Consider the following 26,728-nt stretch of genomic DNA (forward strand, 5'->3'; position numbering starts at 1 on the left):
AGCAGACTTTCTCGAAGGATTGACAATGGCAGACGACATTCTCGAGCGCCGCAAGCTGCTGCTCCAGCAGAAGCTGCGGGCGCAGGGCCTCACGGGGGCGGCGCAGGAACCGGCCAAGGTGGACCGGGAGCCGGGGCAGCCCAGCCCGCTGTCGGCAGCGCAGCGCCGGATGTGGTTTCTGCAACAGCTCGATCCGGACGACACCACGCTGAACATCTGTGTGGCCTATCGGCTCGACGGCCCGCTGGATCCGGCGCGATTGCGCGCGGCGTTCGCGGCCGTGGTGGCGCGGCACGAGGTGCTGCGCACCACCTACCACGCCGGTGTGGACGGTGAGCCCCACCAGGTTTCGCACCCCGGATCCGAGCTCGTGTGGCAGGAACACGATCTCGCCGATCTCGCCGACGCGGTGCGCGAACGCCGGGTGACCGTGCTGGCCCGCCGCGAGTTCGCCCGGCCGTTCGACCTGTCGACGGACAGCCCCCTGCGCGCCAGCCTGATTCGCACCGGCGCGCAGCGTCATGTCCTGGTGCTGACCGTGCACCACATCGGCTGGGACGACGACTCCTGGCCGGTGTTCTTCGCCGAGGTGAACGCCGCCTACCGCGGCGAGCGATTGCCGGAGTTGCGGGCGCAGTACGTCGACGTCGAGGTGCTGGGTCGCGACGATCAGGCAGACGACGCGGCCCTCGAGTTCTGGCGAAACGCGCTGACCCCGCTACCGGAGCGCATCGAACTGCCGAACCGCCCGGCGAGCGGCCCGCTTTCGCGGCACGCCGCGCGCTGTGTGCGGACCTTGCCGCCGGAATTGCTGGAGCAGGTCGCCGGTATCGGCCGCGAGCGGGGGATGACGCCGTTCATGGTGCTGCTCGCCGGTTTCCAGGCCCTGATCCGGCGCTACACCGCCGCAACGGATTTCCTGATCTCGGTGCCGGTGACCGAGCGCGCCGCCGCCGGCGCGCAGCCGTTGATCGGCTACTTCGGCAACACGCTGCTGGTGCGCGCCACCGCGCGGGGCACGGATACCTTCGCCGCGCTGCTCGACCGGACCCGGCAGACCTGCCTGGACGCCTTCGCCCATCAGCGGGCCGGCGTCGATCGGGTGATCGCCGCGGTCGGCCCGCAGCGAGTCGCGGGCAGCGATGCCCTGGCTCAGCTGGTGCAACTCAGCTTCGCGGTGCGCCGCGCGGCGGAGAGCTTCGATCTGCCCGGCATCGCTGCCCGGGAAATGGACCTGGGCAGCGCGGTGGCGCAGGAGCCGCTCGGCCTGATGGTGGTGCAGGACGAGACGGGCACGCGGGTGGAGGCGACCTACCTGGTCGACGCGCTGGCCGAGCCGCTGGTGGCCCAGCTGCTCGACCACTACGTACACCTGCTGACCAGCGCGCAGTCCGATCCCGAACAGCGGATCCGGGACCTCGATCTGCTCGGCGCCGATCGGGACGCGGTGCTCGCGCGGTCGAACGGGGTACTGGTCGAGGAGACCGCGACCACCATGGTCGCGTTGTTCGAGCGGCGGGTCGAGGAATCCTCGGCGCACATCGCGCTCGCCTCGGACGAGGTGGAACTGTCCTACAGTGCGCTGAACGGACGCGCGAATCGCCTGGCGCACTGGCTGATACAGCAAGGCGCCGGGCCCGAGGACATTGTCGCGCTGCGGCTGGCGACCTCGGTGGAGTTCGTCGTGGCGACCCTGGCCGTGCTGAAGGCGGGCGCGGCGTACCTGCCCATCGACCCCGCCTACCCCGCCGACCGGGTGGACTATCTGCTGGACGACGCCCGTCCGGCACTCGTGCTGGACGAAGCCGCGCTCGACGCGGCCGAGCGGGCGGCCGCGACGCTACCCGACCGCGATCCCGCCGACGCCGACCGCCGCCGGGCGCTGCATCCGTCGAACACCGCCTATGTCATCTACACCTCGGGCTCCACCGGTAAGCCGAAAGGCGTTCCCGTGCCGCACGAGGCGATCGCCGAGCACCTCACCGGATTCACCGCGGAGTGGGCGCTCACACCGGCCGACCGGGTGCTCCAATCGACCTCGGTGAGTTTCGACGCGTCCCTGCTCGACATCTACGTCACGCTGAACGCCGGTGCGCGCGTGGTGATCCCGAAGCCGAACGCCTATCGCGACATTCCCTACGTCGCGGATCTGGTCACCCGGCACGGCATCACGGTGCTGCACATGGTGCCGTCCATGCTGGCGACGTTCCTGACCCTGCCCGAGGCCAACGACTGGCGCACGCTGCGCCACGTCCCGGTCGGCGGTGAGGCGCTGGCCGGTGAGCTGGCCGATCGTTTCGCCACCCAATTCGACGCCGAGTTGCGCAACCACTACGGCCCCACCGAGGCAGTGGTCAGCTCGACCCATATGACGGTCGACGGACCCCAGGGCAACGGGATCGTGCCCATCGGCGGCCCGAACCGCAATGTCTACCTCTACCTGCTCGACGACGCCCTGCAACTGGTGCCCGCGGGTGTGGTCGGCGAGATCTACCTCGGTGGGCGGCAGTTGGCCCGCGGCTATCTCGGCCGGCCGGGCCTGAGCGCCCAGCGTTTCGTCGCGGACCCGTTCCGGCCGGGTGGACGGCTCTACCGCACCGGCGACCTGGCGCGCCGGAACACCGCCGGCGCCATCGAATTCGTCGGCCGGGCCGACGAACAGGTCAAGGTGCGCGGACACCGCATCGAACTGGGTGAGGTCGAGGCCACCGTCACCGATCATCCCGCGGTGGCGCATTGCGTGGTGATCGTCTCCGAGCACGAGTCGCTCGGTCCGGTCCTGCTCGCCTACTTCGTCGCGGCCGGTCAGGTCGACGTCGCCGACCTGCGCGCGCACGTCACCGCCGCCCTGCCCGAGTACATGGTGCCCGCGGCCTTCGTCCAGATCGACGAGGTGCCGCTGACCGCGCACGGCAAGCTCGACAAGCGGGCCTTGCCCGCGCCGGTGCTGGCCGCGGCGCACGCCTATCGGGAGCCGGGCACGGCGACCGAGATCAAGATCGCGGGCTTGTTCGGCACGCTCTTCCGTCGCGACCGCGTCGGCGCCGACGACTCGTTCTTCGACCTCGGCGGGCACTCGCTGCTGGCGGCGCGCCTGATCACCATGATCCGCGCCGAGTTCGGGCTCGAGATCGATATGCGGGTGCCCTTCGACAAGCCGACCGTGTCCGCGCTCGCCGCGCACGTGGTCGCGGTCTTCCGCGCCGAGTTCGAGATCGACCTCGACGAGCTCGACGCCCCCGCACCGTCCGCGCAGGTCGTCGAAAAGCCCGCCGCGAAACCGGATCTGGTCCGCCGGGCGCGCCCGGAGTTCGTGCCACTGTCGTACTCGCAGCGGGTCTACTGGCTGCAGCGGCGACTGGAGGGCCCGATCGAGGGCGAGAACGTCAGCTACCCGGTGCGTTTCGACGGTCCGCTCGACATCGCCGCGTTGCGCGCGGCCATCGATGACGTGGTCGCCCGGCACGAATCGCTGCGCACCACCTTCCCCGAACACGAGGGCACGCCCTACCAGCTGGTGCATCCGCCGGCACCGGTGCCGCTGCCGGTCGAAACGCTGTCCGGCGACGGCGAACTCGAGCGGGAGCTGGCGACGGACTGGGATTACGTGTTCGATCTGCACGGCGAGCCGATGCTGCGCCTGCGCCTGCTCGAACTGGGACCGCGGACGCACGTGCTGTCGGTGCTGATGCACCACATCATCGCCGACATGCGGTCCTGCCAGATCTTCGTCGACGATCTGCGGTCCGCCTACCGGGCCCGGGTCGCGGGCCGCGCCCCCGCCTGGTCCGAATTCGCCATCCAGTTCGCCGATTTCGCCATGTGGCAGCGGGAGATCTTCGATCGCGGCGCGGACCGCGAGGTCAGTGCCTACGGCCGGGCCCAGCTGGACTACTGGCGTGACACCCTGGCCGGGCTTCCGGACGAGATCGCGGTCGCGCACGACCATCCGCGCCCCCGCGTGCTCGGGCGCGACGGCCACAGCGCGGCCCGCACGCTGCCCGCCGCGACCTGGAATGCTCTGCGCGCCAGGGCCGACGAGGTCGGCGCGACCGAGTTCATGCTGTGCCAGGCGGTGAGCGCGGTGGTGGTCAACGCCCTCGGCGGCATCGAGGACGTGGCGGTGGGCGCCGCGGTCGCGAACCGGATCGGGCAGAGCACCGACGAACTGATCGGCCTGTTCGCCAACGTGGTGGTCATGCGGCACGACGTGTCCGGCGCCCCGACCCCGCGCCGGATGCTCGAGCGTGTGCGCGATCGGGCGCTGGACGCGATCAGTCACCAGGGCGTGCCGTTCGAGCGCCTGGTCGAGGCCATCAACCCGGCCCGCACCCTGTCGCGTAATCCGTTGTTCCAGGTCATGATGCACTTCCGGCATCGACCCGTGACCGAGCCGTTCAGTGCCGACGGCGCCACCACGATCAGCGGTATCGCCGGGTACTACGACGTCTCGTTCATGGACTTCCACCTGGACTACTCGGTGGAGCCCAGCGGAGATCTGACCGCACGTGTGGTGGTCAATCCCGATCTCTACGAGGCCGCCACCGGTCAGGTGTTCGCCGATGTGCTCGTCGCCGTGCTATGGGCCTTCGCCGAGCAGCCCGACCGGGCGATCGCCGAACTCGACGTGCTGCCCGCCGGCTGGGTGCCACGCGGTGCGGTGGTCCGGCGCACGGCCGCCGCGCACACCGAATTGGAAAGCGGCGCACCGCGAACCGACACCGAACGCACCCTGGCCGCCCTGCTCGCGGAACTGCTGGAGATCACCGAGATCGCGCGCGAGGACGGGTTCTTCGGCCTGGGCGGGGACAGCGTGATCGCGATCAAGTGGGCGACCCGGGCGGCCGAGGCGGGTCTGCCGCTGACGCCACAGCTGATCTTCGAGTACTTCACCATCGCGGAACTCGCCGCCGCCGTCGATGACGCCCTCGCGAATCCGCCGGTGGCGGAGGCCGAGCTCGAGCACGCGCCGATGTCGGCCTCCGGGCTGGACGCGGACGCGCTCGCCGCTCTGCAGAGTTCGTGGACGCAGCGCTGATGAGCCTGCCCGAGATCGAAGATGTGCTGGCCCTGAGCCCGTTGCAGGAGGGGCTGTTCTCGCTGGCCCGGCTGTCCGACTCCGGCGAAGACGTGTACACGGTGCCGTTCCTCGTCGACATCGCCGGTCCGCTCGACGCGGCGCTGCTGCGCGGGTGCCTGACGGCGCTGCTGGTGCGGCATCCGAACCTGCGCGCGGTGTTCTGGGATCAGGATGTACCGCAGCCGGTGCAGATCGTGCCCCGCCAGGTCGTCCTGCCGTGGACCGAACGGGCCGCGCGACCGGCGGATCTCGACGCCATCGAGGCCGAGGAACTCGGCCGCGGCTTCGATCTGACCCGGGGGCCCGCGCTCCGGGCCACCTTGGTGACCCTGCCGCCCGAAGACGGGGTGGCTCGGGCCCGCCTGCTGCTGATGATCCACCACATCCTGGTGGACGGGTGGTCGCTCGGCGTGCTCTTCGGCGAGTTGCGCGCGCTGTATCGGGCCGGCGGTGCGGTCGCGGCGCTGCCGCCGGTGCGCCCCTACCGCGATTACATCGGCTGGCTCGGCGCCAAAGACCGGTCCGAAGCCCGGGATTGGTGGGCCGAGCGACTGCGCGAGCTGAGCGGACCGCTGCTGGTCGCCGACGGCGCGAGCATGGGCCTCGCGCGCTCCACGGCCGAAGCGGCGGCGGTCACCCGCTTCGTCCTGCCCGCCGCGGAGACCGCGCGGTTACGGGACTGGGCGCGGTCGCACGGGCTGACGCTCAATTCGGCCGTCCAATTCGCCTGGACCGTGCTGCTGTCCCGGCTCTCGGATCGCCGCGACGTCGTGTACGGCACCATCGTGACCGGCCGGCCGGAGCAGATCTCCGGCGTGGAGCGCATGATCGGACTGTTTCTCAACACCATCCCGGTGTCCTTCCGGTTCGACCCGGATGCCACCGTCGCGGCGGAATGCGCTCGGCTGCAACGGGAATCGGCGCTCATGCGCGACCACGGCTATCTCGGCCTGTCCACCGTGCAGCGCGCGGCGGGGCACAGCTCGCTGTTCGACACGATGTTCGTCTTCCAGAACGCGCCCATGGACGACGTGCTGGCGGCCGACACCGCCGAGGCGGTGCGTTTCCGCGCGCTGATGGCCAAGAACCTCACGCACTATCCGCTCACCGTCGTCGCCCACGTCCACGAGGACGAACTGGCCGTGGTGGTGGAGGCCGTGGCCGCGGCGATCCCGTTCCCGCCGGAGGATCTCGGCGCCTGCATGCTCGCGGTGCTGCGCCGCCTGCCCGGCAGCGCGGAGGCGCGGACCGACGACCTCTCGGTGCTCCCGGATCGAAACCCCGCTCAGAAGACACCCGCGCTCCTCGAAGACGACGCCCGGGCAACGGTTTTCGAGCTCTTCGAGCGGCAGGCCCTGGCCGCGCCGGACGCGGTCGCGCTGACCACCGACACCGAGACGCTGACCTATCGGGAACTGCACCGCGCGGCGGTCGAGCTGGCGGGTGCGCTCGCCGCACGCGGGGTGGGGCCGGAAGACGCGGTGGCACTGTGCCTTCCGCGCGGAACCCGGACGATCGTCGCCATCCTGGCCACGCTCGCCGCCGGTGCGGCGTACGTGCCCGTGGACGTGACGCTGCCGGTCGCCCGCGTCGAATCCATTCTGCGGCAGTCACGCCCGAAACTCGTGCTGGTAGCGGATGGTTATGGCGCGCAGCTGGATTCGACGCTGGACCTCGACGCGATCGCGGGGGGTGCGGTCCTGCCGCCGATCGAGCGCCTTCCCGGGCACAGCGCCTACATCATCTTCACCTCCGGCTCGACCGGCGAGCCCAAGGGCGTCGTGGACACGCACGCGGCCCTGGTCAGCTACTTCCTCGATCACCGTGCGCGCGTCTACCGGCCCGCCACCGCGCGACTGGGTCGCCCGCTGCGGATCGCGCACGCCTGGTCGTTCAGCTTCGACGCGTCCTGGCAGCCGCTGATCGGACTGCTGGACGGGCACCGGATCCAGCTGATCGACGGCGAGACCATGCGCGACGCGCAGGCCCTGGTCCGGTCGCTCGGCCGGCACGGCATCGACATGATCGACACGACGCCGTCGATGTTCCGCCAGCTCGCGGCGGCGGGATTGCTCGAGCAGGGCTTGTCGGTGCTCGCCCTCGGCGGCGAGGCCATCGACACTCAGCTGTGGAATCAGCTGCGCGGCTCGGGTATCGCTGTGCACAACTGTTACGGCCCCACCGAGACGACTGTCGAAGCGGTGGTCGCCGACCTCGGCGCGGGCACGGAGCGGCCGGCCATCGGGCGGCCGACCGCGGGCATGTCCGCCTACGTGCTGGACTCGCGGCTGCGGCCGGTACCCACCGGGGTGATCGGCGAGCTGTACCTCGCGGGGCCGCAGCTGGCTCGGGGATACGCGGGCCGGCCCGGCGGCACGGCGGATCGCTTCGTCGCCGACCCCGCCCAGACCGGTGGGCGCATGTATCGCACCGGCGATCTGGTGCGGCGACTGCCCGATGGCGCCCTGGCCTATCTCGGCCGCGCCGACGACCAGGTGAAGATTCGTGGCTACCGCATCGAGATCGGTGAGGTGGAGACCGCGTTGCGGATGCTGCCGGGAGTCACCGCGGCGGCGGCCACCGTGCTGCGCCGCGGCGAGGCGGTGAGCCTGGTCGGGTTTCTGGTCGGTGCCGGTCTCGACCCGGCGGTGCTGCGCTCCGCGCTCGCGAATCGCCTGCCCTCCTACATGATTCCGGTACGCCTGGTGGTGTTGCCGGCCTTGCCGGTGAACAGCAACGGCAAGCTCGACGTCCGCGAACTCACCCGGCTCGCGGACCGGGCACTGGACGGTGCGGCGGCGGCGGACGCGCCGTCCACGCCGACCGAGCACGCGCTGGCCGCGGTCCTCGCCGAGGTGTTCGACGGCCGTGTGCCCGGCGTGGGGGCGGACTTCTTCGCGCTCGGGATGGACAGCATCGTCGCGATCTCCCTGGTGAACCGGGCGCGGCGGCAGGGCCTCGCGATCGACGTGCGCATGGTGGTGACCGCGCCCACGATTCGCGATCTCGCCGCCGCGATCGACAATCAGGAGCACACGGTGCGCGAGCGCACCGCCGCCGACTACGGTCCGGTGCCGCCGCTGCCGATCGTCTCCTGGCTGCTGGCCCAGCCGCACTACCGCCGCCTCGCGCAGCACGCGCTGGTCGGCCTGCCCGAAGGCCTCGACGCCGGCGTTCTGCGTACGGTGCTGCAGGCGCTGCTCGACGGCCACGACACGCTGCGCGCGCGGCTGGCGGACACGGAGCAGGGGTTGCGACTGGTCACCCGGGAGCCCGGCAGCGTGTCCGCCGCCGGAGTTCTGACCCAGGTCGAATTCGACAGTGCGGCAGGGACCTTCGAGCACCAGCTCGGCTCGTTCTGCCGGGCCGCCATCGATGCCCTGGATCCCCGCGCCGGCGACCTGGTGCGTGCGGTGTGGCTGCGCGCGACGCCGCGCGGTGACCTGCTGCTGCTGGTGATCCACCACCTGGCCGTGGACGTGGTGTCCTGGGCGACGCTGCTCGCCGACCTCGCTGCCGCCTGGCAGCAGGCCGGAACCGGTGCGGCGCCCGAACTCCCGGCCGAACCGACCACCTACCGGCAGTGGTGCCAGGCGCTGTGGGAACGTGCCCGGACCCCGGAGGTACTCGCACAACGGGACTACTGGTCCGCGCAGCTGCGCGGACCGGACCCGGCCGTCGGATCCCGCCTGCCGCGCCCGCAGGACACCTGGTCGACTCTGCGGCTCACACCGGTGCGCACGCCGAGTGAGCTCGGCGCGCGCATCCTCGCCGACACCGAGGGGCTACGCGAATTCCTGCTGGCCACATTGACTCTGACCCTTGCGGGGTGGCGAGACGAGCGCGGGCAGGATCACACCGCGGGCGCGCTGCTCGGGTTGGAGAGTCACGGCCGGGCCGACGCGCTGGTCGGCGCCGACACCTCCGGAACGGTCGGCTGGTTCTCCACCACCTACCCGGCCCGACTCGGCGCGGGCCGCGACGCGGTCGCCCTCGCCGCCGCCGAAGCCGACCCCCGGGCGGCCCGGGCGCTGCTGGATTCCGTTGCCGCGCATCTGCGTACGGTCCCCGCGCACGGCCTGGACTTCGGCCTCCTGCAGACCGTGCGGGCGCTTCCGGAATGGGCCGCCGCGCCGTCGCCCCAGGTCGAGTTCAACTACCTGGGGCGCATCGACCTCGCCGGCACCGACGCCGGCCCCTGGACGATGATCACCGACCCGGCGCTCACCACGGCCTTGCCCATCGCCCCGGAACCCGATCTGCCGCTGCGCTATTCGCTCGGCCTGATCGCCGCCGTGCACACCACCCCGGGCGGTCCGGAACTGATGGTCACCTGGCGCTGGAGCGACGCGCTGTTCACCCCGGCCGAACTGGACCGCCTCGTCGCGCTGTGGCAGCGCGCCCTGGGCGCGCTCGCGGCCGCGCTGGACGGCGCACCCGAACTCGAACCGAGTAATCGAAAGTGAGTACCGCCATGCAGCCGCTATGGATCAGAAAGTTTCACCGATCGACTTCGCCGGAACGGCTGCCGCTGCTGATCTTTCCGCACGCCGGGGCCGGCGCGTCCGCGTACCGCACCCTGTCCAAGGCGTTGAGCGAACACTTCGACGTCGTCATCTTCCAGTACCCGGGTCGGCAGGACCGAGCCAAGGAACCGGCCCTGACCTCGCTGCCCGACCTCGCGGCCGGCGCCTTCGCGGAATTCCGGCTCTCCGAATACAACCGGGGTGTGCCGATCGTCGTGTTCGGCCACAGCATGGGTTCGCTGGTCTCCTTCGAATTCGTGCGGCTGGCCGCCGCGGCGGGTATCGACGTGCGGCAGTTGACCGTGTCCGCGGCGGTCGCGCCCTCGCGGGCCGCCTACCGCAAGCCCACCCCCGAAGACGACGACGAACTGCTCGATCATCTGATCACGCTGGAGGGCATCAGCTCCGACGTGCTGGCCAGCCGGGAGATCATGCGCATGTCGCTGCCCGCCATCAAGGCCGACCACAAGGCCTCGGAGGCCTACCGCTGCCCGGAGACCGTCCGCGTCGGCACCCGCATCCACGCCATCGGCGGCGACCGGGACCCGATCGTGTCGATGGCGGATCTGCACGGCTGGCACAAACACGCCGACGAGGTGGAGGTCACCCTGTTCGAGGGCGGCCACTTCTACCTGAACAGCCACATCGACGCCGTCACCGAGCTGCTCGCGAAGCAGGCGGGATCATGACCGATCATCTCGTCATCTCCGGCATGGCGGTGGAAGCGCCCGGCGGCGTCGACACCCCGGCGGCGTACTGGGACGCGCTCATGGCCGAGAAGGAGCTGGTCGGGCCGTTCCCGCGGGATCGCGGCTGGCGGATCGACGACGTGCTCGCGGTATCCGGTCTCGACGGCTGGAGCAAGGTCTGCGACGCGGGCGGATTCCTCACCGAGGCAGCGGAATTCGACCCGGCGATGTTCGGGATCGGGCAGCGCGAAGCGCTCGCGACCGACCCGCAGCAGCGGGTCATCCTGCGGGTGGCATGGAAAGCAGTGGAAAACGCGGGCATCAATCCCGGCGCGCTCGCGGGCGAGGACGTCGGCTGCTTCATCGGCGCCTCACCGATGGAGTACGGGCCGCGCGCGGACGAGGTGAACGACTTCACCGGCGTGCGCACCATCGGTTACGGCCTGCTGAGCATGGCGGGCCGGATCTCGCACAGCCTGGGCCTGGTGGGCCCTTCGCTGACCGTCGATTCCGCGTGCGCCTCCTCGCTGACCGCGCTGCACCTGGCCGCGGCGGCCGTGCGCGACGGCGACTGCGACTGGGCGCTGGCCGGCGCGGTGTGTGTCCAGGGCTCGCCGATGGCGTACTACGAGTTCTCCAAGCACAACGCCCTGTCCACCGACGGGCATTGCCGCTCCTACGCCGACGACGCCACGGGCACGTTGTGGGCCGAGGGCGCGGGCATCGTTGTCGTGGAACGGGAATCGCGGGCCGAGCGGCTCGGGCACCGCGTCTACGGCCGTATCCTCGGCTCGCATCACAACCACAACGGCAAGGGCAAGCCGATCCTGGTCCCGCGCGCCGACGCGCAGGAGCGGGTGGTCCGCCGGGTGATCGAGCGCGCGGGCATCGATCCGGCTCTGGTCGGCATGATCGAGGGCCACGGAACGGCCACGCGCGCAGGCGATCCGGTGGAGATCACCGCATTGCAGAACACCTACGGCGCGACCGGTTCCGGCGCGTTGCTCGGGTCGGTGAAGTCGAACGCCGGCCACGCCCAGGCCGCCGCGGGCATGCTCGGACTGGTCAAGCTGCTGCTCGCGGGCCGCAACGGCCGCATTCCGGCGACGCTGTTCGCCGACAAGCCGACGACCCGCGTGGACTGGGATCGGTCCAGCCTGCGCCTGGCCACCACGGCGCAGCACTGGGAGCCCACGAACGGCTACCGCTACGGCGCCGTCTCGTCATTCGGCGCGGGGGGATCCAACGCGCACGCGATCATCGCGATGCCCGTTCCTGAGGAGAACGACGATTTCTAGCTACCAGCTGCCCGATGGCTCGACCCCGGTCCTGCTGTCGGCGGAAACCCCCGAACTGCTGCGTGCCGACGCCGCGGCCGTCCTCGACTATCTCCGGCCGCGTGCCCGGGTCACCCCGGACCGCGTCGCCGAGATGCTGTTCCGCACACGGGTCGCGCGCCGGCACCGCGCCCTCGCCATGGTCACCGGCCGAGACGAGCTGATCGCCGCGCTGCGTGCGGTGGCCGCGGACGAGCCGCACCCGCTCGTGATCCGCACGGGCGTATCGGCGGCCGGGCGCCATCTCGCCTTCGTCCTGCCCGGTCAGGGCAGTCAGCGGCCCGGCATGGGCCGGCTCTTCTACGACCGGGTCCCGGCCTATCGGACGGCGGCGGATCGCTGCGCCGAGCTCTTCAGCGAGCAGTTCGGCGCCTCGCCGCTGCCGTATCTGCTCGACCCCGAGGCCGAGGCCGACGACCGCGCGGAAGTGGTGCAACCGGCGCTGTTCACCCAGATGGTCGCGCTCGCGGCGATGTGGCGGCACTTCGGGATCGAACCGCGCACGGTCGTCGGACACAGTCAGGGCGAGATCGCCGCCGCCTACCTTGCCGGCGCGATGACGCTGGCCGACGCCGTCGTCGTGGTCGGCACGCGGGCCGCGGCCGTGGACAAGATCTCCTCGGACTCCTACGCGATGGCGGTGGCCGCGGCCGACCGGGACGAATGCGAACTGCTGCTGGCCCGTCGATCCGGATGGGCCGAGGTCTCGGTGGTGAATTCGCCCCGGATGGTCGGTCTGTCCGGCGATCGGGAGACCGTCGGCAACCTGGTGGCGGCGCTCACCGAACGCGGCAGGTTCGCGCGGGTGATCCGGGTGCGCTACCCGGCGCACACCGGGCTGCTCAACGAATTCCGCGAGGTGATCCGCGACGCCGCGCGCAGCCGACTGTCCAACACGCATTTCCTCGACACTGAAATCGCCTGCTTCGGAGGCACTCTCGGCGACGCTGTCGGTACCGACCTGGCGCTGGACGACTACTGGTTCTGGAACCTGCGCAACACGGTCCGGTTCGACCGCGCCGTTGCCGCAGCCGTTTCGCGCGGGGCCGATACCTTCGTCGAACTGGCCGAACATCCGACGCTGCAACTCGCGGTGACCGAGAACCTCGCCGAATTCGCCCCGGATCGCACCACGTCGGTGCTGGGATCGGGCACTCGTGACGCCGCCGATCTCGGTGAGTTCACCCGGAGTCTGGCGGCGCTCGCGGTCGAGCATCTCGACTATCCATGGCAGCGGCTGCTCGTCGAGCCCGCCACTCCGCCCCGCCTGCCGCTGTCCGACTTTCCGAACACACCGATGCACAAGACCGTGTTGTGGCTGGCCCACGACTATTCCGGCCGTACGACGACGACCGCCGTCGCCGCCGCACCGGCGGCCGCACCGACGCAGGCGCCGAGCGATGCGCCCGCGCAGCTGATCCTCGAACGGTGGACCCGGTTGGTCCGGCGCTCGATGACACCGCCGCGCGCGATCGGCGTCATCGATCCGACCGGCGGCGCGGGCGAACTCGCCGCGGCACTGTATGCCCACGCGGCCGACCAAGGGCTGGTCGCGGTACCGGCGGACGGTGCCACCGACGTCGAGGTCCTCGTGGTGCTGCTGCCCGAGTCCGACGGCGCCGAAGCCGTTGCCGCCGTTGCCGAGTTCTTCGGCACTCGGGCCTGGTGGCGCGAGCCCGGTGCACGCGTCACCGAGTACTGGCTGATCACCGTCGGCAGCGCGGCCGTACTGGACGACGACAAAGCGCCGGATCCCGCGTCCGCCGGTGCGGCGGCGGGCTTCCGTTCCGTCGGCACCGGATACCCGGGCGTCGCGTTCCGCCACCTCGACTTGGCACCGGGACAGGCGGGCCCGGAATCCGTGCCCGCCCTCGTCGCGGCGCTGCACACCGCCGCGGAGCCGGAATTGGCGCTGCGCGAGGGAAATCTGTACGCCAAGCGCCTCGTGACCGGCGATCCGGCCGAACTCGACGGCCCGGTTTCCGCGGACCACGTGCTGATTACCGGAGGCACAGGGAATCTCGGCCTGGAATTCTGCGCGGACGCCGTGCACCGGGGCGCACGGCGGGTCACGCTGGTGAACCGCTCGGGAGAGAGCGGCGTCGTCGCGGATCGGCTACGCGCCCTTCGCGATTCGGGTTCGACCGACATCCAGGTCTTCTCCTGCGATATAGCCGACTCGGCGGCCGTGACTCGGCTCGCCACACGATTGCGGGATACCCCTGCCCAGCTGATAATCCATGCGGCGGTGGATAATTCGGCTATCGGCGACACCGCGTTCGAGGACATCACCCCGCAAGCCGTGTGGGACGCCCTGCGCGGCAAGATCACCGGCCTGGAGAACATTCTGGCGCAGATCGCCAGAACCGAGGACTGCCAGGTAGTGGTCTGCTCCTCGCTGGCGGCGACGCTCGCGGGTCGCGGCACCACCGTGTATTCGGCGGCCAATCGCATGCTGGACGCTCTCGCACAGCGCTACCGCGACGCCGGGCTACCGTGTGTGTCGGTGCAGTGGGGGCAGTGGGCGGTACACCAGAGTCGCGGCGGGGCTTCGGATCTCGCCAGACTCACCGAGGTGGGCTACCTGCCGATGAGCTCGTCCGAGGCGATCGCGCTCGGACTCGGCGGATTGCGCGGCAATGCCATTGTGGCGTCCTTCGATTGGGACCGCGGCCGGGCGGTGCTCGGCGCCTTCGGCTACGAGCCGCTGCTGTCGGAACTGCGGACCGCCGCCGCCCCGCCGGTGCGTGCCGCCGCCGCGCCGGTGACCACGCCGGTGAGCGGAATTCCGGTGCAGCAGAGAATCACCCACCTGCTGGCGGAGATCATCGGCTTGCCGGATCCCGAAACCCTCGACCACGCCAAATCGTTGGTGGCGCTCGGCCTGGATTCCCTGCAGGCACTGGAATTGCGGCGCCGGGTGCTCAGCGAATTCGGGTGTGAACTCCCCGTCGCGGACCTGATCGGTGGTGCCAGCGCGAACGACTTGGTCCGGTTGATCGGTGCGGCTGCCGACACCGTCGGTGCGGCGCCGGTCGCCGTGGTGGCCGCACGGCCGCGCGACTTGGAGCCGATCGCCCCCCTGGTGGCCACCGATCCTGTGGAGCGCGCCCGGGTAGCGGCCGAGCGCGCGATGCCGGATGATCTGGACCTCGACCGATTCCGTTCCGCACGAGCCGATATGGATCTGTTCGGCCTGCGGGCCATGCTGGCGACGCTGGCGCCCGCGCTCTCGGGCACCGAATTCCGGACTGCCGAGGCGATCGCGACTCGCCTCGAGTTCGCGCCGCGGCACCGGTGGTTGCTACGGCAGTGGCTCCAGGCGCTCACTGCCCACGGCTACCTGGACCATTCGGCCGAGCAGGGATACCGCGGTCTGGGGACGACACCCACGCCGGAGCGCACGGACCTGTTCCAGGTGTGCGCCGACCTCGGCTACGCGCCGGCGTCGGCCGAGTTCCTCACCGCATCGGACCAGCATCTGGACGAGCTGGTGCAGGACCGGATGCTGCTGCAGGAACTGCTGTTTCCGAACGGTGACATGCTGACCGCCGAGGCGGCCTATCGGGAAAATCTGATCAGCCGCTACCTGAATCTGGCAGCCGGACAGGTTGTCGCCGATACCGTGGAGCGGCTGCGCGACGACCGGTCGCCGGTCCGCATCCTCGAACTCGGCGCGGGTATCGGCGGTACCACCGACAATGTCACCGCCGCGGTGGCCGGTCTCCCGGTCGATTACCACTTCACCGACGTCTCCACGTTCTTCCTCGACGCCGCGCGCCGGCGCTTCGCCGACTACCCGTGGGTGCGCTACGGGCTCATGGATATGAACGCGGACCTGGCCACCGCACCGCGCTACGACATCGTGATCGCCGCCAACGTCCTGCACAACGCGCACGACATCGGCGTCACGCTGCGGCAACTGCACGATCTGCTGAACCCCGGCGGCGCGGTGGTGATCATCGAGGCCTGCCACGCGCACTGCGAGATGCTGACCTCGGTGCATCTGCTCATGTCACCCCAGGACGGCGCACCGCACGCCGGCCTGACCGACGTCCGCGCCGGCACCGACCGCATCTTCCTCACCGAAGCGGAATGGCAGGCCGAGCTCACCCGCACCGGTTTCACCTCGGCCCTGACCCTCCCGGAAGCGGAACATCCGCTGTCCCTGCTGGATCAGCGCGTCTTCCTCGGCGTCAAAGGGTAGGGGCGCAACCGTCGAATACCAGCGATAGCCGCCCGGTGTCGGGGCGCGATAGATTCGAGCCGATGAATTTGCGATTCGGCTTCGACCCGGCAGCACGCGAATCCGGGAAGGCGCGATGAACTCGGTGGCGCTACCCGTCGTACTGATCGCTGCCACATTGATTACCGTGGTGACGATCGGCCGGTGTTTCCTCGTGCGCGCCAGACGGTTCGAACGCCAGATCAACGCCGCCATGGTCTGGCAGATGGTAGGAATCCTGCTGTTCATGGCGGCGAGCGCGCTCGGCCTGCCCGACCTGGCGACTCGGTTGTACCTCGGATGCGGATTCATGACCTACGCGCGGCTCCACGGGTTCGCGGTGCTGCTGCAGACCGGCGACGAGGCCGAGGCGGCACGCCGTCAGCCGATCTACGACAAGGTCGGCGCGCTCGTCGCGGTTGTCATGATCGCGGGTGCGCCGTCGCTGGATCGGGCGTTCGCGATCGACACGGTGGCCGTGTTCTGGCATGGCGCTACAGTGTCGTTGCTGCTGACCAGCATCCGAATAGCGTCGGCATGTGTGCGCGAATTACGTGGTGCTCCAAAAAGTTTCGCGGAGCGTCTGGTTTATGCCGGCGTGCTGTTCATCGCCGTGTACTGGATGGCGTCCTCCGTCGTCGTGCTGACGCGAGCGCTGGCCCGCGGCAGGTTGCAGCTGGCCGGGCCGCTCTGGTCCGGGCTGGGGTTCGTCGCCATGGTGATTCTCACCCTGCTGATTGCGATCCCCCTCGTCAACGCGGTGCTCGCCCGGACCGGATGGGATCGGACTGGACGTGCCGTTCGCACTCTGCGCCCGCTCTGGCGTGATTTGACCGCCGCGGTTCCCGAGGTGGTGTTGTCGGCGGACCGGCGCACCGCGGTGGCCCCCGAGTTGCGGCTCTACCGGATGACAGTCGAGATCAGGGATGCGCTGACCCGGCTACGCCGCGATGATCTGATACCCCGCGCGACCGACATAGGGGCGGAACTGGATCAACTACTGGAGTTGGCCCAGTCTCTCCACACCCCGTACTTCCGCCGCCGCACCCCGCCATCCTTCGCCGAGCGACTCGGCGCACTGGGCGCGGGGCCGGTTGAGCCGATACAGAGGCTCACGTAGCCCAGCCGCCCGGAGCGGATTGTGGCGGTCGGTGCAAAGCTCAGGGCCGGCTTCCGGGGGAACTTGGCCGGGGGACCGACCCGCTATAGATTCGACCTGGTGAGTACCCGACCTGCCGCCGCGAAGACGGTCGGCGCAGGGTGCCGCGGGTGAGCGCGGTGTTGCGCGTCGCGGGGTTTCTGCTGTTTCCGGGAGCCACGAGGACGGTGCGATGACGGCGCAGGTTTCGCTGTGGATTTCCTTGCCGGTGCTGGCTTTAGGCGGCGGTATCTTGGCGCTGCGCTGGCTCTATGTCTATGACCTCTATATCGACCGGCTGATCAACCAAACGCTCAGCTGGCTGATCGTCGCCACGCTGATCGAAGAGTGCGGTTCCCGCACCGAGTTCGCCGAGCCGACCTACCGTCTCTTCTTGGCGCTCGGGGTGTTCGCCAACACCTCTGTCCTCGGCATGGCCGAACTCTTCGCGGGCAGGGACACCGAAGCCGTGCGCCGCCGGCAGCGCCTTTATCACCGCGGCGCGGTGGTAGCAGTGGTGGCGGTGTTGTGCCTCGGCCGCCCCGATGATCCGAGCGCGCCCGGGTTTTTCTGGCAGTCGGGCGTGGTGGGCGCCATCTTCAATGTGCCGATCGCCATAGCCGGTCTGCTGACGGTCCGGGCCTGCTGGCGCGAACTCCGTTCCGGAAGCGCCTCGCGGCGTGAGCAAGCGGCGTTCTCGGCCCTGCTGGTTGCTGCCGCGGTCTGGATGCAGACAGCGGTTCTCACCGGTCTCGATCTCGTGCACGGCGTTCCGCTCAGCAATCCCGCCCCGGTGTGGACCGCTCCGGCCTGCCTCGGCTTCATCGCGCTCATCGGGCTGGTCGCGGTCCCGGTGATCCGGGTGCTGGTGACGCACTACGGATGGGACCGGGACAGCAGGAGAATTCGCCGGTTGCGTCCACTGTGGCGAGACTTGACCGCCTCGGTCCCCGGCGTCGTCTTGCATACCCGGGTGGAGCGTCCCGAGGATTCCGGACATCAGCTGTACCGCATGGTCGTCGAGATCCGTGACGCACTCACCCACCTGCAGTGGTTCATTCCCGACTCCGAGCGGTCGGGGCCGGCCGACTATGCCCAGCAGATCAACCAGGCCATGCGAGCCAAAGCCCGAGGCGTCGCGCAACTCCCGACATCCCGGGAGAACGAGCCGGAGCGGCGACCCTCCGACCTGGCGACCGAACTGGAGCAGCTGCTGGAACTGGCCCGGGTCTGGCGCCCGCTCAGTCCCGGGGCGCCGGCCGCCCGACGATGACGCTGCCCACGTTGCACTCCTCCAGCTCGTCGACCCCGGCCGCGCTGACGAATGCCGCGGTGTCGCTGAAACCCTGTGCGCAGACGCCCAGTTCCATCGCGGTCCCCGCGAGGTAGAGGGTCTGCATGAGCACGCCGACGTGTTTGAGCATCGAGGCGTAGGAGACCTGCTCATAGGTCCACATCACCCGGCCGGAGCGGGCCGCGAGGACCAGCACCACCTGGGGTTGCGCACCGTCGACCAGGGTCGCCGAGGTGGACTTGAGCAGGCGCTGCACCGCGGGCGAGTCGATGTCGGCGACGGGACGCAGGAGGTGATCGAACGAGTCGTAGTGGTACATGCCCGCGGCGAGGCCGTCGGCCCGGCGCACGATCGGGTAGACCTCGAGCTCGTAGACGCCGCCGCCGGAAGGGTAAGGCCGCGAGAGCAATTCCTCGCCGGGCCCGACCGGCTGCACCTCGCGGGTGCGCGCGGTGCGGTAGAGCAATTCGCTCAGCTCCGCGCGGGTGATCGGCGCGGTGTCGTCGAAAGCCCGGCAGGAGTAGCGGTCTTCGATGACCGAGGTGAGGGTCGGGTCCTGCGCGCGCAGCGCCGTCAGATCCGGAACCGGCAGCGCTACCGGCTCGCCCGGGTACGCGGCCTTACGGGCGGATGGCTGCGGGAAGGAGTCCTTGGCCCACTTGGTCGGCCCGAAGTGCTCCCAGGTGATGGTGCGCGGGCCCAGGGTGCTGCGGCGATGGAACCACAGGTCCGGAGCGCTCCAGCTGCGGCTGGTGAACTCCTGCTCCTCGGTTTCGGGATCGGCCACGAAGAAGCCGCACCAGAGCAGATCCTCGGTGAGCTGGTTCTTGATGCCGTAGGGCAGGTCGATATCGGCCGCGCCGGTGCCGTCCAGCAGGGCCAGCAGTCGCGGGTCGTGGATGCGCAGGTCGCACCAGGCCAGCGGGTGCTCCAGTACGAAACCTTCCGAATCCCGGTGCACCACCGCGAATTTCGACAGGGTGGCGGACCAGGTCGGCACGCTCGCGGGCCGCGCGGGCGGCTGCGCGAACGGCCGGATGGTGTAGAGGTCGCGGCCGCCGTCGCGCACCGTCACCGAGAGCCAGCCACCGTCGGTCAGGCGGTCCAGCAGCTCGCTCACGCCTTCTCCGGCCGCCATGTCCGAGAGGATGGCCGGGCCCTGGTTCAGCGACTTCAGCGCCTGCACCTGGTCCGCGCCCAGCCCGGTCAGCTTCTCGTTGTGCGGGGGATTCAGCAGCACCGCCCCGGTGGGAACGGTGACGCAGGTGACGCCGGCGCGCAGGGCGAACCGGGTCTGATCGGGGTAGACCAGGGCGGACATCGGCGGATCTCCTACTTCGCGGCGTTGGCCAGTGCCGGCGCCAGCTTGTCCAGCGCGTACGGAATCGACAGGGCGGTCGGCTGATTCACCGCGGTGATGTCGGCGAGATTCATGAACAGCACGGCGTTCTTCTTGACCGCCGGCAGCTCCGCGTAACCCGGCAGCTGCCGGTACTTCTCGTCCATGCCGGGGGAGTGGCCGGCCAGCAGCAGATCGGCGGTCAGTTCGTCGACGCGCTCGGGGGACAGCGCCACCCGGCCCTGATTGGCGGGCAGGTCGCTGAGGTTCTTCGGAATGCCGAGGCCGAGCTGGGCGAACAGCTTGCCGGAACCGTCGTTCGCGTCGGTCAGCACCATCAGCTGGGTGGCGTTGAACAGGAAGGTGCTGGCGAAGGTCTTGCCCTTCAGGCCGGGACTGGCCGAGGTGAGCGCGGCCACCTTGTCGTCGACGCCGGCGATGACCTTCGCGGCGGCGTCGGGCTTGCGCAGCACCTTGCCCAGCGTGGTCACCAGATCCTGCCAGGGCGTGACGATCTCCTTGCTCAGGCCCGGCAGCGTCGGGGCGATCTTGGAGAACTCGTCGTAGTTCTTCTGATCGGCGATGAAGGAGTCCGCCAGGATCAGGTCGGGTTCCAGCGCGGCGATCTGCTCGGCGACATTGCCGGTCGTGTTGAGCGACTTCGCGGATTCGTCGATCTTCGGCTGCCACGGCGGTGCGCCCTTGGCCATGACCGCGACGTTGTCGATGTAGCCGACCGGGGTGACGCCGAGGGCCAGCGCCGTATCCAGCCACTGGTTGCCCAGCGCGACAACCCGTTTCGGGGTGCCTGTGATGGTGGTCTCACCCTTGACGTGGGCGATGGTGATCGGCTCGCCCGACGCCGCGTCGTCGTCACCGGAACCGCACGCGGCCACCGCGAACACCAGCGCACCCGCCAAGGCGGCCATCGCCGCCCGCGCCCATCCGTGAGACGCTCGAACAGACCTCATCGCCGAACCCTTCTTTCACACTAAGTCAGCCAAGGCTAACCTATTTTGTAGGGAGCTAACATGCCCACCCCGATGTCCATAGCGATCACGCTCTTCCTGGGCGTGGTGGTGGCGGGGCGCTGGTGGCTGGTCAACGAACTTGCCTCGGATCGGCTGCTGAACCGGTCCTTCAGCTGGAACCTCGGCGGAATGCTGCTGTGGGGGTTGGTCGCCGGTGCCGGGGCGCCGGATCTGGGGGAGCAGCTGTATCTGGCCGTGGCGGTTCTGGGCGTGTCCAACATCTTCGGATTGGCGACGTTGCTCGCCGGGGCCGATCCGGGCGGGGTCTGGACGCGGCAGCGCAGGTACGACGCGGTCGCGCTCGCCGTCTCGGCCGTCACCGTGCTCGGGCTGGTCGCCGGATCCGATGATCAAAGTGCGCGGATTGCCGGAACCCTCTGGGCCGTCACCAATTTGGTGCTCGGGGTCGCCGGATTCCTGGTGGCGAAGGTGGCGTTCCGCGAGGTGCGCTCCGGCGCCCGCACGCCGCGTCAGCGCCTCGCCTACGGCCTGCTGTGCGCGGTGTGCACCTACACCACCGTCGCCGCGCCCATCGGGGCGCTCAGCGTACTCGGCGTACTGGATTTCGCCGGGGTGGTCGAGGACCAGCACCCCGGCCAGATCTCCGACGCCTGGGTCGATTCGTCCTTCCTCACCCTGGCCGCGCTCACCGCCGTCCTCGCGATCCCCCTCGTGCGCGCCTTGCAGATCCGCACCGGCTGGGACCGCTCCGGCCGCGACTGCCGCCGCCTGCACCCCCTCTGGGCCGACCTGACCGCCGCCGTCCCCGAGGTGGTCCTGACCCCGGGCGTCGCCCGCCACCCCGACCCGGAACTCCGCCTCTATCGGATGACGATCGAGATCCGCGACGCGCTGGTCCTGCTGGAGCCCTACGCCCCCGCCGACCCGGAGACCGGTGTGCGTGCCTACGCCGATCGGATCGCCGGCGCGGTCCGGGCCCGGGCCGGAGGAGCGTCCCCGGCCGGCACCCGGGTCTCCCACGCAACCACCCCCGCCGACCGTGCCAGCGACCTCCGCGATCTGGTCGAGCTGGCCCGGGTGTGGCCGGAAGCTTGCCGGGGCGGCGCGCCCGCCCAGGAATCGCGGTGCGGGTAAGCGCGGCGACCCCGGCCGAATCGGGTTAGACTGCGCCGACTTTCGGCTGTTCAGGGATGGGAAGACTGCGTGGAGACGTCAAGGGACTGGGGGAACGAGTGGTTCGAGAGCCTGAAATGGCTCGCGATCGCGTTCTCGATCACCGCAGTGGCATTTGTGGTGATCGCGGCACTACTGCTCACCTTCACCAAGTGGGGTCGGCAGTTCTGGTCGGTCAGCGGCGACTACTTCCGTGGTCCGGGCGCCTGGCGTACTTGGCTGTTCATCGGGGCCCTGTTGTTTCTGGCACTGCTGACGGTCCGGCTGAGCGTGCTGCTCAGTTACTGGGGCAACGACATGTTCACCTCGTTCCAGGTGGGCGGTTCGGCACTCAAGGCCCAGGACGCCGCAGGGGTCGAGGAGGCCAAGACGGCTTTCTGGAACTCGGCCAAGCTGTTCATCCTCCTGATCACCATCTGGATGGTCAAAGAGCTGGTGTATCTATACGCCAAGCTGGCTTTCGACATTCGCTGGCGGGTGTGGCTGACCGAGCACGTCACCGCTGACTGGCTGCGTGGCCGCGCGTTCTACCGCTCCCGGTTCATCGACAACACGATCGACAATCCCGATCAGCGTGTGCAGGCCGATATCACCACCTTCGCCACGCAGTCACGCACGCTGTCGCTCGGCGCGGTGGAAGCTGTCGTTTCGGTGGTGTCGTTCACCAAGATTCTGTGGGACCTCTCCGGCCCGATGACGATCCTGGGTGTGACGATTCCGCGTGCCGCCTTGGTCATCGTCATGACCTACGTTTTGGTGACGACGGTGATCGCGTTCTGGATCGGCCGCCCGCTGATCCGGATCAACTTCCTGCTCGAACGCACGACCGCCAACTTCCGGTACGCGCTGGTTCGCGTGCGTGACTCGGCCGAGAGCGTGGCGTTCTATCGTGGTGAAGACGTCGAACGGGACAGCCTCATCGCGCGCTTCGCCGAGGTGATCCGGGTGCAGTGGACCTATGTCTTCCGATATCTGAAATTCGCCGGCTGGAACTTCGTGGTCAGCCAGTCTGCCTACCTCTTCCCCTACCTCATCCAAGCGCCGCGCTTCTTCAGCGGAGCGATCACTCTCGGTGGGATGAATCAGACAGCCGCGGCGTTCAGCGAGATCCAGAGTTCCCTGTCGTTCTTCCGCGAGTCCTACGACGACTTCGCGGGCTATCGTGCATCCCTGATGCGTCTGGACGGTCTCTTGATCGCCAGCGACGAATCCCGCGATCTGCCCAAGATCGCAGTCGCAGACTTGGACAATTCTGTCCGGTTGGACAAGGTCGACGTGCGCAAACCGGATGGCGAAGTGCTCATCGACGATCTGACGCTTCAGTTGAGCCCCGGCGAGGCGCTGGTAGTCAAGGGTGCCTCGGGGAGCGGGAAGACCACGTTGCTGCGGGCACTGGCGCAAATGTGGCCGTACACCGACGGTGAAATCAGTCGTCCCCCGGGCGACGAGACTCTGTTCCTGTCGCAGATCCCCTACCTGCCACTCGGTGACCTGCGTGCCGCCGCCGAATATCCGGGTAAACCGGACGAAATCAGCGACGACCAGCTGCGCGAGGTCCTGTCCAAGGTCCACCTGGCCCACCTCGTCGACCGCCTCGACGAGGAAGCCGACTGGGCCAAGATCCTCTCCCCGGGCGAGCAGCAGCGCCTGGCGTTCGGCCGCATCCTGCTGATCAAGCCGAAGGTCGTGTTCATGGACGAGGCGACCTCGGCGGTGGACGAGGGCCTGGAATACTCGCTGTACAAGCTGATCCGCACCGAGTTGCCGGAGACCATGATCGTCAGCGTCGCGCATCGCAGCACCGTCGATCAGCATCACACCAAGGTGCTCAAGCTGGAGGGCAACGGCCCCTGGAATCTGGAGCCGATCCGCGCCGAGGCGTAGGTCCGCAGCGCCCAGGCCGACCCCGATTTGGGTCGACCTGGGCGTTCTCGTACACTAGACCGGTTGCCTGCGGGAGCTATGCCCGCGATTCGGCCGCGAACCCCCAGTAGTTGGGCCCGAGTTTGCTTGCTCGGACCGATGAAACCGCTGGCAGGCGCGCGTTCGAGTGGCACATGACCATGCCCGTCGGGTCGGCAATCCGGCGCGGCTTATACGTCCAGGTCAAGGAGGCTGAAGTGATTCAGCAGGAGTCGCGCTTGCGCGTCGCCGACAACACGGGAGCGAAGGAAATCCTTTGCATCCGCGTGCTCGGTGGCTCGTCGCGCCGCTATGCCGGTATCGGCGACATCATCGTCGCCACCGTTAAAGACGCTGTCCCCGGCGGCAACGTCAAGAAGGGTGAGGTCGTCAAGGCCGTCATCGTGCGCACCGTCAAGGAGCGCCGTCGCCCGGATGGCTCGTACATCAAGTTCGACGAGAACGCCGCCGTTCTCATCAAGCCGGACAACGATCCGCGCGGCACTCGTATCTTCGGCCCGGTCGGCCGCGAGCTGCGTGAGAAGAAGTTCATGAAGATCGTCTCGCTGGCTCCGGAGGTGCTCTGACATGAAGGTGCACAAGGGTGACACCGTTCTCGTCATCTCGGGCAAGGACAAGGGCGCGAAGGGCAAGGTCATTCAGGCCTACCCCGCGACCGGCAAGGTCCTCGTCGAGGGCGTGAACCGTATCAAGAAGCACGTTGCCAACTCCGCCAACCAGCGCGGCGCCTCCTCGGGCGGCATCGTGACCCAGGAAGCCCCGATCCAGGTCTCCAACGTGATGGTCGTGGATTCGGACGGCAACCCCACTCGCGTCGGTTACCGCACCGACGAGGAGAGCGGCAAGCGGGTCCGGATCTCCCGTAAGAACGGGAAGGACATCTGACATGACCTCCACTGAAAACCAGCCTCGGCTGAAGGCGCGCTACCGCGCCGAAATCAAGGACGCGCTGAACAGCGAGTTCGACTACGCCAACGTGATGCAGATCCCGGGCGTGGTCAAGGTCGTCGTGAACATGGGTGTCGGTGACGCCGCTCGCGACGCGAAGCTGATCAACGGCGCCGTCAAGGACCTGGAGCTGATCACCGGCCAGAAGCCGGAGATCCGCAAGGCGACCAAGTCGATCGCGCAGTTCAAGCTGCGTGAGGGCATGCCCATCGGTGCGAAGGTCACCCTGCGTGGCGATCGCATGTGGGAGTTCCTGGATCGCCTGGTCTCCATCGCGCTGCCCCGTATCCGCGACTTCCGCGGTCTGTCGCCGAAGCAGTTCGACGGCAACGGCAACTACACGTTCGGCCTGAGCGAGCAGTCGATGTTCCACGAGATCGACGTGGATTCCATCGACCGCCCGCGCGGTATGGACATCACCGTGGTCACCACCGCGACCAACAACGAAGAAGGCCGCGCGCTGCTCAAGCACCTCGGCTTCCCGTTCAAGGAGAACTGAGCACATGGCTAAGAAAGCACTGGTCAACAAGGCCAACGCCAAGCCGAAGTTCGCGGTCCGCGCCTACACGCGCTGCCAGAAGTGCGGTCGCCCGCACGCGGTGTACCGCAAGTTCGGCCTGTGCCGTGTCTGCCTGCGCGAGATGGCCCACAAGGGCGAGCTCCCGGGCGTGCACAAGAGCTCCTGGTGAGCCTGCGCTCCTCGTGAGCGCGCACAGCTAGAGACGACGATCAGGGACCCGAGCCATCCGGCTCGGGTCCCTGATCTGCTTCCGGCACTTTTCCGGCAACCTCCAGATCGGGCAAAGTTCGCAGCCGGGCCGAGAAAGTTAGTAACGAACGCTTCTGTTCGCCGATCTTCCGGTGGGAACACCAACTCTTGGAGGATCGAAATGAACCGTCTCGCAACCAAATTCGCCGTCGCTATCGCCGCCGGCGCGATCATGTTCACCGGTGCCGCCCCGGCGGTCGCGGCACCGCAGGCCCCGGTCGCCCCGGTCGCCGAGGGTGGATGGGGCGGCACCGGGTCCGCGGCCATCGACTTCCCGCTGGGGCTGCTCAAGCTCCTGATGTGCGGCCCGTGGGGCAGCACGCAGCCGCACCCCAATCCGAGCTGCCGCTGATCGTCGTAGCGACCACCGTGGGCGCGGACTCTTCGGAGTCCGCGCCCACGCGCGTCCGGTCACGCCGCGGCGGCGCTGGGCAGGGTGAAGGTCGAGGCGGGCAGTGTCGGCAGTGTGATCCGGCGTGCGCCCGTGCCGAACACCAGGACGTGCAGCGCCGCGAACCGCAGCACCCCGGCCAGCCCCGAGGCGCCCAGATAGACGACCTGCTCCACCCAGATGCCCGGGTGCTGGCACAGCATCGGCAGCAGCAACATCGCGGCGCTGGTCAGTGCGTAGGCGGCCGCCGCGGTGCCGGCGGCCTGCAGGTGCCGCCGCCAGTCCGTGGGCCCGGCGGCCCCGAAGGTGAAGCGCGCGTGCAACCGCGTGCCGAGCAGCGTCGAACCGACCGTGATGACCGCGTTGGCCAGCGCGAACGGAACGACCAGGGCGAGGGCGGCGACGGCGGCGCTGGAAATCAGGCCGAGTCCGCCGCCGATCCCGGCGAAGCGCAGAAACGAAGCGAACGGACCGGCGCTGGTCAGCGATCTGCGCAGTAGGCGGTCCATCGGTTTCTCCTCATCGTTCGGCGGCATCCCAAACCTTATACGTAGATGTATACGTATACAAGAATCGCAGTTGAAGGCACCTTTCGGGACCTTCGGGGGAGTGTTGGACGCCTACTTCTCAGACGCCGCCGACCGCGGGAATTCACCGGTGCCGGGTGCTGCCCGGTGGGCGCAGCCGGACGCGGGTCGGCGCAGTGGCCCAGATCACCGAGGTGAGCGCGGTGCGACCCCGATTTGGCCTGGGCAGAGCGGTTGCCTACACTAGAGCGGTTGCCTGGGCACATCTATGTCCGCAGGTGGTCGCCTCAGATCCCGCGGGCCCGCTCAGGTACCGAGAACTCGTAAGAGAACTCATCCGGTCGGCAATAGTCGGCTGGAACATCCGAATTGCTGTA

17 protein-coding genes are annotated in these 26,728 nt (G+C 69.1%); 14 read left to right on the forward strand and 3 right to left on the reverse strand.

The window, feature by feature from the left end; genetic code table 11:
• Positions 1-25 precede the first annotated feature (25 nt).
• From AB0I43_RS21970 to AB0I43_RS22000, 7 genes are all read left to right on the forward strand, one after another.
• Positions 26-5,038, forward strand: a complete 5,013-nt coding sequence (locus tag AB0I43_RS21970) for an amino acid adenylation domain-containing protein (protein ID WP_356973774.1) — start codon at positions 26-28, stop codon at positions 5,036-5,038.
• Complete coding sequence (locus tag AB0I43_RS21975) at positions 5,038-9,546, forward strand: amino acid adenylation domain-containing protein (protein WP_356974109.1); 4,509 nt, start codon at positions 5,038-5,040, stop codon at positions 9,544-9,546. Before AB0I43_RS21970 ends, AB0I43_RS21975 begins: the two co-directional genes overlap by 1 nt.
• 8 nt (positions 9,547-9,554) lie before the next feature.
• A complete protein-coding gene (locus tag AB0I43_RS21980; protein WP_356974110.1) occupies positions 9,555-10,295 on the forward strand; it encodes an alpha/beta fold hydrolase in 741 nt (246 codons plus the stop codon).
• On the forward strand, positions 10,292-11,593 hold the full coding sequence (locus AB0I43_RS21985) for a polyketide synthase (protein WP_356973775.1): 1,302 nt from the start codon (positions 10,292-10,294) through the stop codon (positions 11,591-11,593). Before AB0I43_RS21980 ends, AB0I43_RS21985 begins: the two co-directional genes overlap by 4 nt.
• A 55-nt stretch (positions 11,594-11,648) precedes the next feature.
• A complete protein-coding gene (gene nbtC / locus AB0I43_RS21990; RefSeq protein WP_356974111.1) occupies positions 11,649-15,839 on the forward strand; it encodes a nocobactin polyketide synthase NbtC in 4,191 nt (1,396 codons plus the stop codon).
• Between the two features lie 115 nt (positions 15,840-15,954).
• Positions 15,955-16,977, forward strand: a complete 1,023-nt coding sequence (locus tag AB0I43_RS21995) for a DUF6545 domain-containing protein (RefSeq protein WP_356973776.1) — start codon at positions 15,955-15,957, stop codon at positions 16,975-16,977.
• A gap of 211 nt (positions 16,978-17,188) precedes the next feature.
• On the forward strand, positions 17,189-18,268 hold the full coding sequence (locus AB0I43_RS22000; protein ID WP_356973777.1) for an MAB_1171c family putative transporter: 1,080 nt from the start codon (positions 17,189-17,191) through the stop codon (positions 18,266-18,268).
• Here AB0I43_RS22000 and AB0I43_RS22005 read toward each other — a convergent pair.
• Together AB0I43_RS22005 and AB0I43_RS22010 are read right to left on the reverse strand one after the other, a co-directional pair.
• A complete protein-coding gene (locus AB0I43_RS22005; protein WP_356973779.1) occupies positions 18,237-19,610 on the reverse strand; it encodes a SagB family peptide dehydrogenase in 1,374 nt (457 codons plus the stop codon). The two genes, AB0I43_RS22000 and AB0I43_RS22005, sit on opposite strands and share 32 nt — an antisense overlap.
• An 11-nt stretch (positions 19,611-19,621) precedes the next feature.
• A complete protein-coding gene (locus AB0I43_RS22010; protein WP_356973780.1) occupies positions 19,622-20,599 on the reverse strand; it encodes an ABC transporter substrate-binding protein in 978 nt (325 codons plus the stop codon).
• 60 nt (positions 20,600-20,659) lie between these two features.
• On the opposite strand from AB0I43_RS22010, the gene AB0I43_RS22015 reads away from it, so the two are divergent.
• The 7 genes from AB0I43_RS22015 (at position 20,660) to AB0I43_RS22045 (ending at position 25,785) form a co-directional block, all read left to right on the forward strand.
• A complete protein-coding gene (locus AB0I43_RS22015) occupies positions 20,660-21,754 on the forward strand; it encodes an MAB_1171c family putative transporter (protein WP_356973781.1) in 1,095 nt (364 codons plus the stop codon).
• Between the two features lie 69 nt (positions 21,755-21,823).
• Positions 21,824-23,677, forward strand: a complete 1,854-nt coding sequence (locus AB0I43_RS22020) for an ABC transporter ATP-binding protein/permease (protein WP_356973782.1) — start codon at positions 21,824-21,826, stop codon at positions 23,675-23,677.
• 236 nt (positions 23,678-23,913) lie between these two features.
• Positions 23,914-24,282: a 50S ribosomal protein L14 gene (gene rplN / locus AB0I43_RS22025; protein WP_194817848.1), complete on the forward strand. Its 369-nt coding sequence runs from the start codon at positions 23,914-23,916 to the stop codon at positions 24,280-24,282.
• A gap of 1 nt (position 24,283) precedes the next feature.
• Positions 24,284-24,601, forward strand: a complete 318-nt coding sequence (rplX, locus tag AB0I43_RS22030) for a 50S ribosomal protein L24 (protein WP_209884038.1) — start codon at positions 24,284-24,286, stop codon at positions 24,599-24,601.
• Position 24,602: 1 nt separating this feature from the next.
• Positions 24,603-25,163: a 50S ribosomal protein L5 gene (gene rplE / locus AB0I43_RS22035; RefSeq protein ID WP_356973783.1), complete on the forward strand. Its 561-nt coding sequence runs from the start codon at positions 24,603-24,605 to the stop codon at positions 25,161-25,163.
• Positions 25,164-25,167: 4 nt separating this feature from the next.
• Positions 25,168-25,353: a type Z 30S ribosomal protein S14 gene (locus tag AB0I43_RS22040; protein WP_194817328.1), complete on the forward strand. Its 186-nt coding sequence runs from the start codon at positions 25,168-25,170 to the stop codon at positions 25,351-25,353.
• Positions 25,354-25,554: 201 nt separating this feature from the next.
• Positions 25,555-25,785, forward strand: a complete 231-nt coding sequence (locus tag AB0I43_RS22045; RefSeq protein ID WP_356973784.1) for a hypothetical protein — start codon at positions 25,555-25,557, stop codon at positions 25,783-25,785.
• 59 nt (positions 25,786-25,844) lie between these two features.
• Here AB0I43_RS22045 and AB0I43_RS22050 read toward each other — a convergent pair whose 3' ends face one another.
• A complete protein-coding gene (locus AB0I43_RS22050) occupies positions 25,845-26,333 on the reverse strand; it encodes a GtrA family protein (RefSeq protein WP_356973785.1) in 489 nt (162 codons plus the stop codon).
• Between the last annotated feature and the right edge of the window lie 395 nt (positions 26,334-26,728).

This window comes from Nocardia sp. NPDC050435 (genome assembly GCF_040655395.1).
Lineage (GTDB): Bacteria > Actinomycetota > Actinomycetes > Mycobacteriales > Mycobacteriaceae > Nocardia.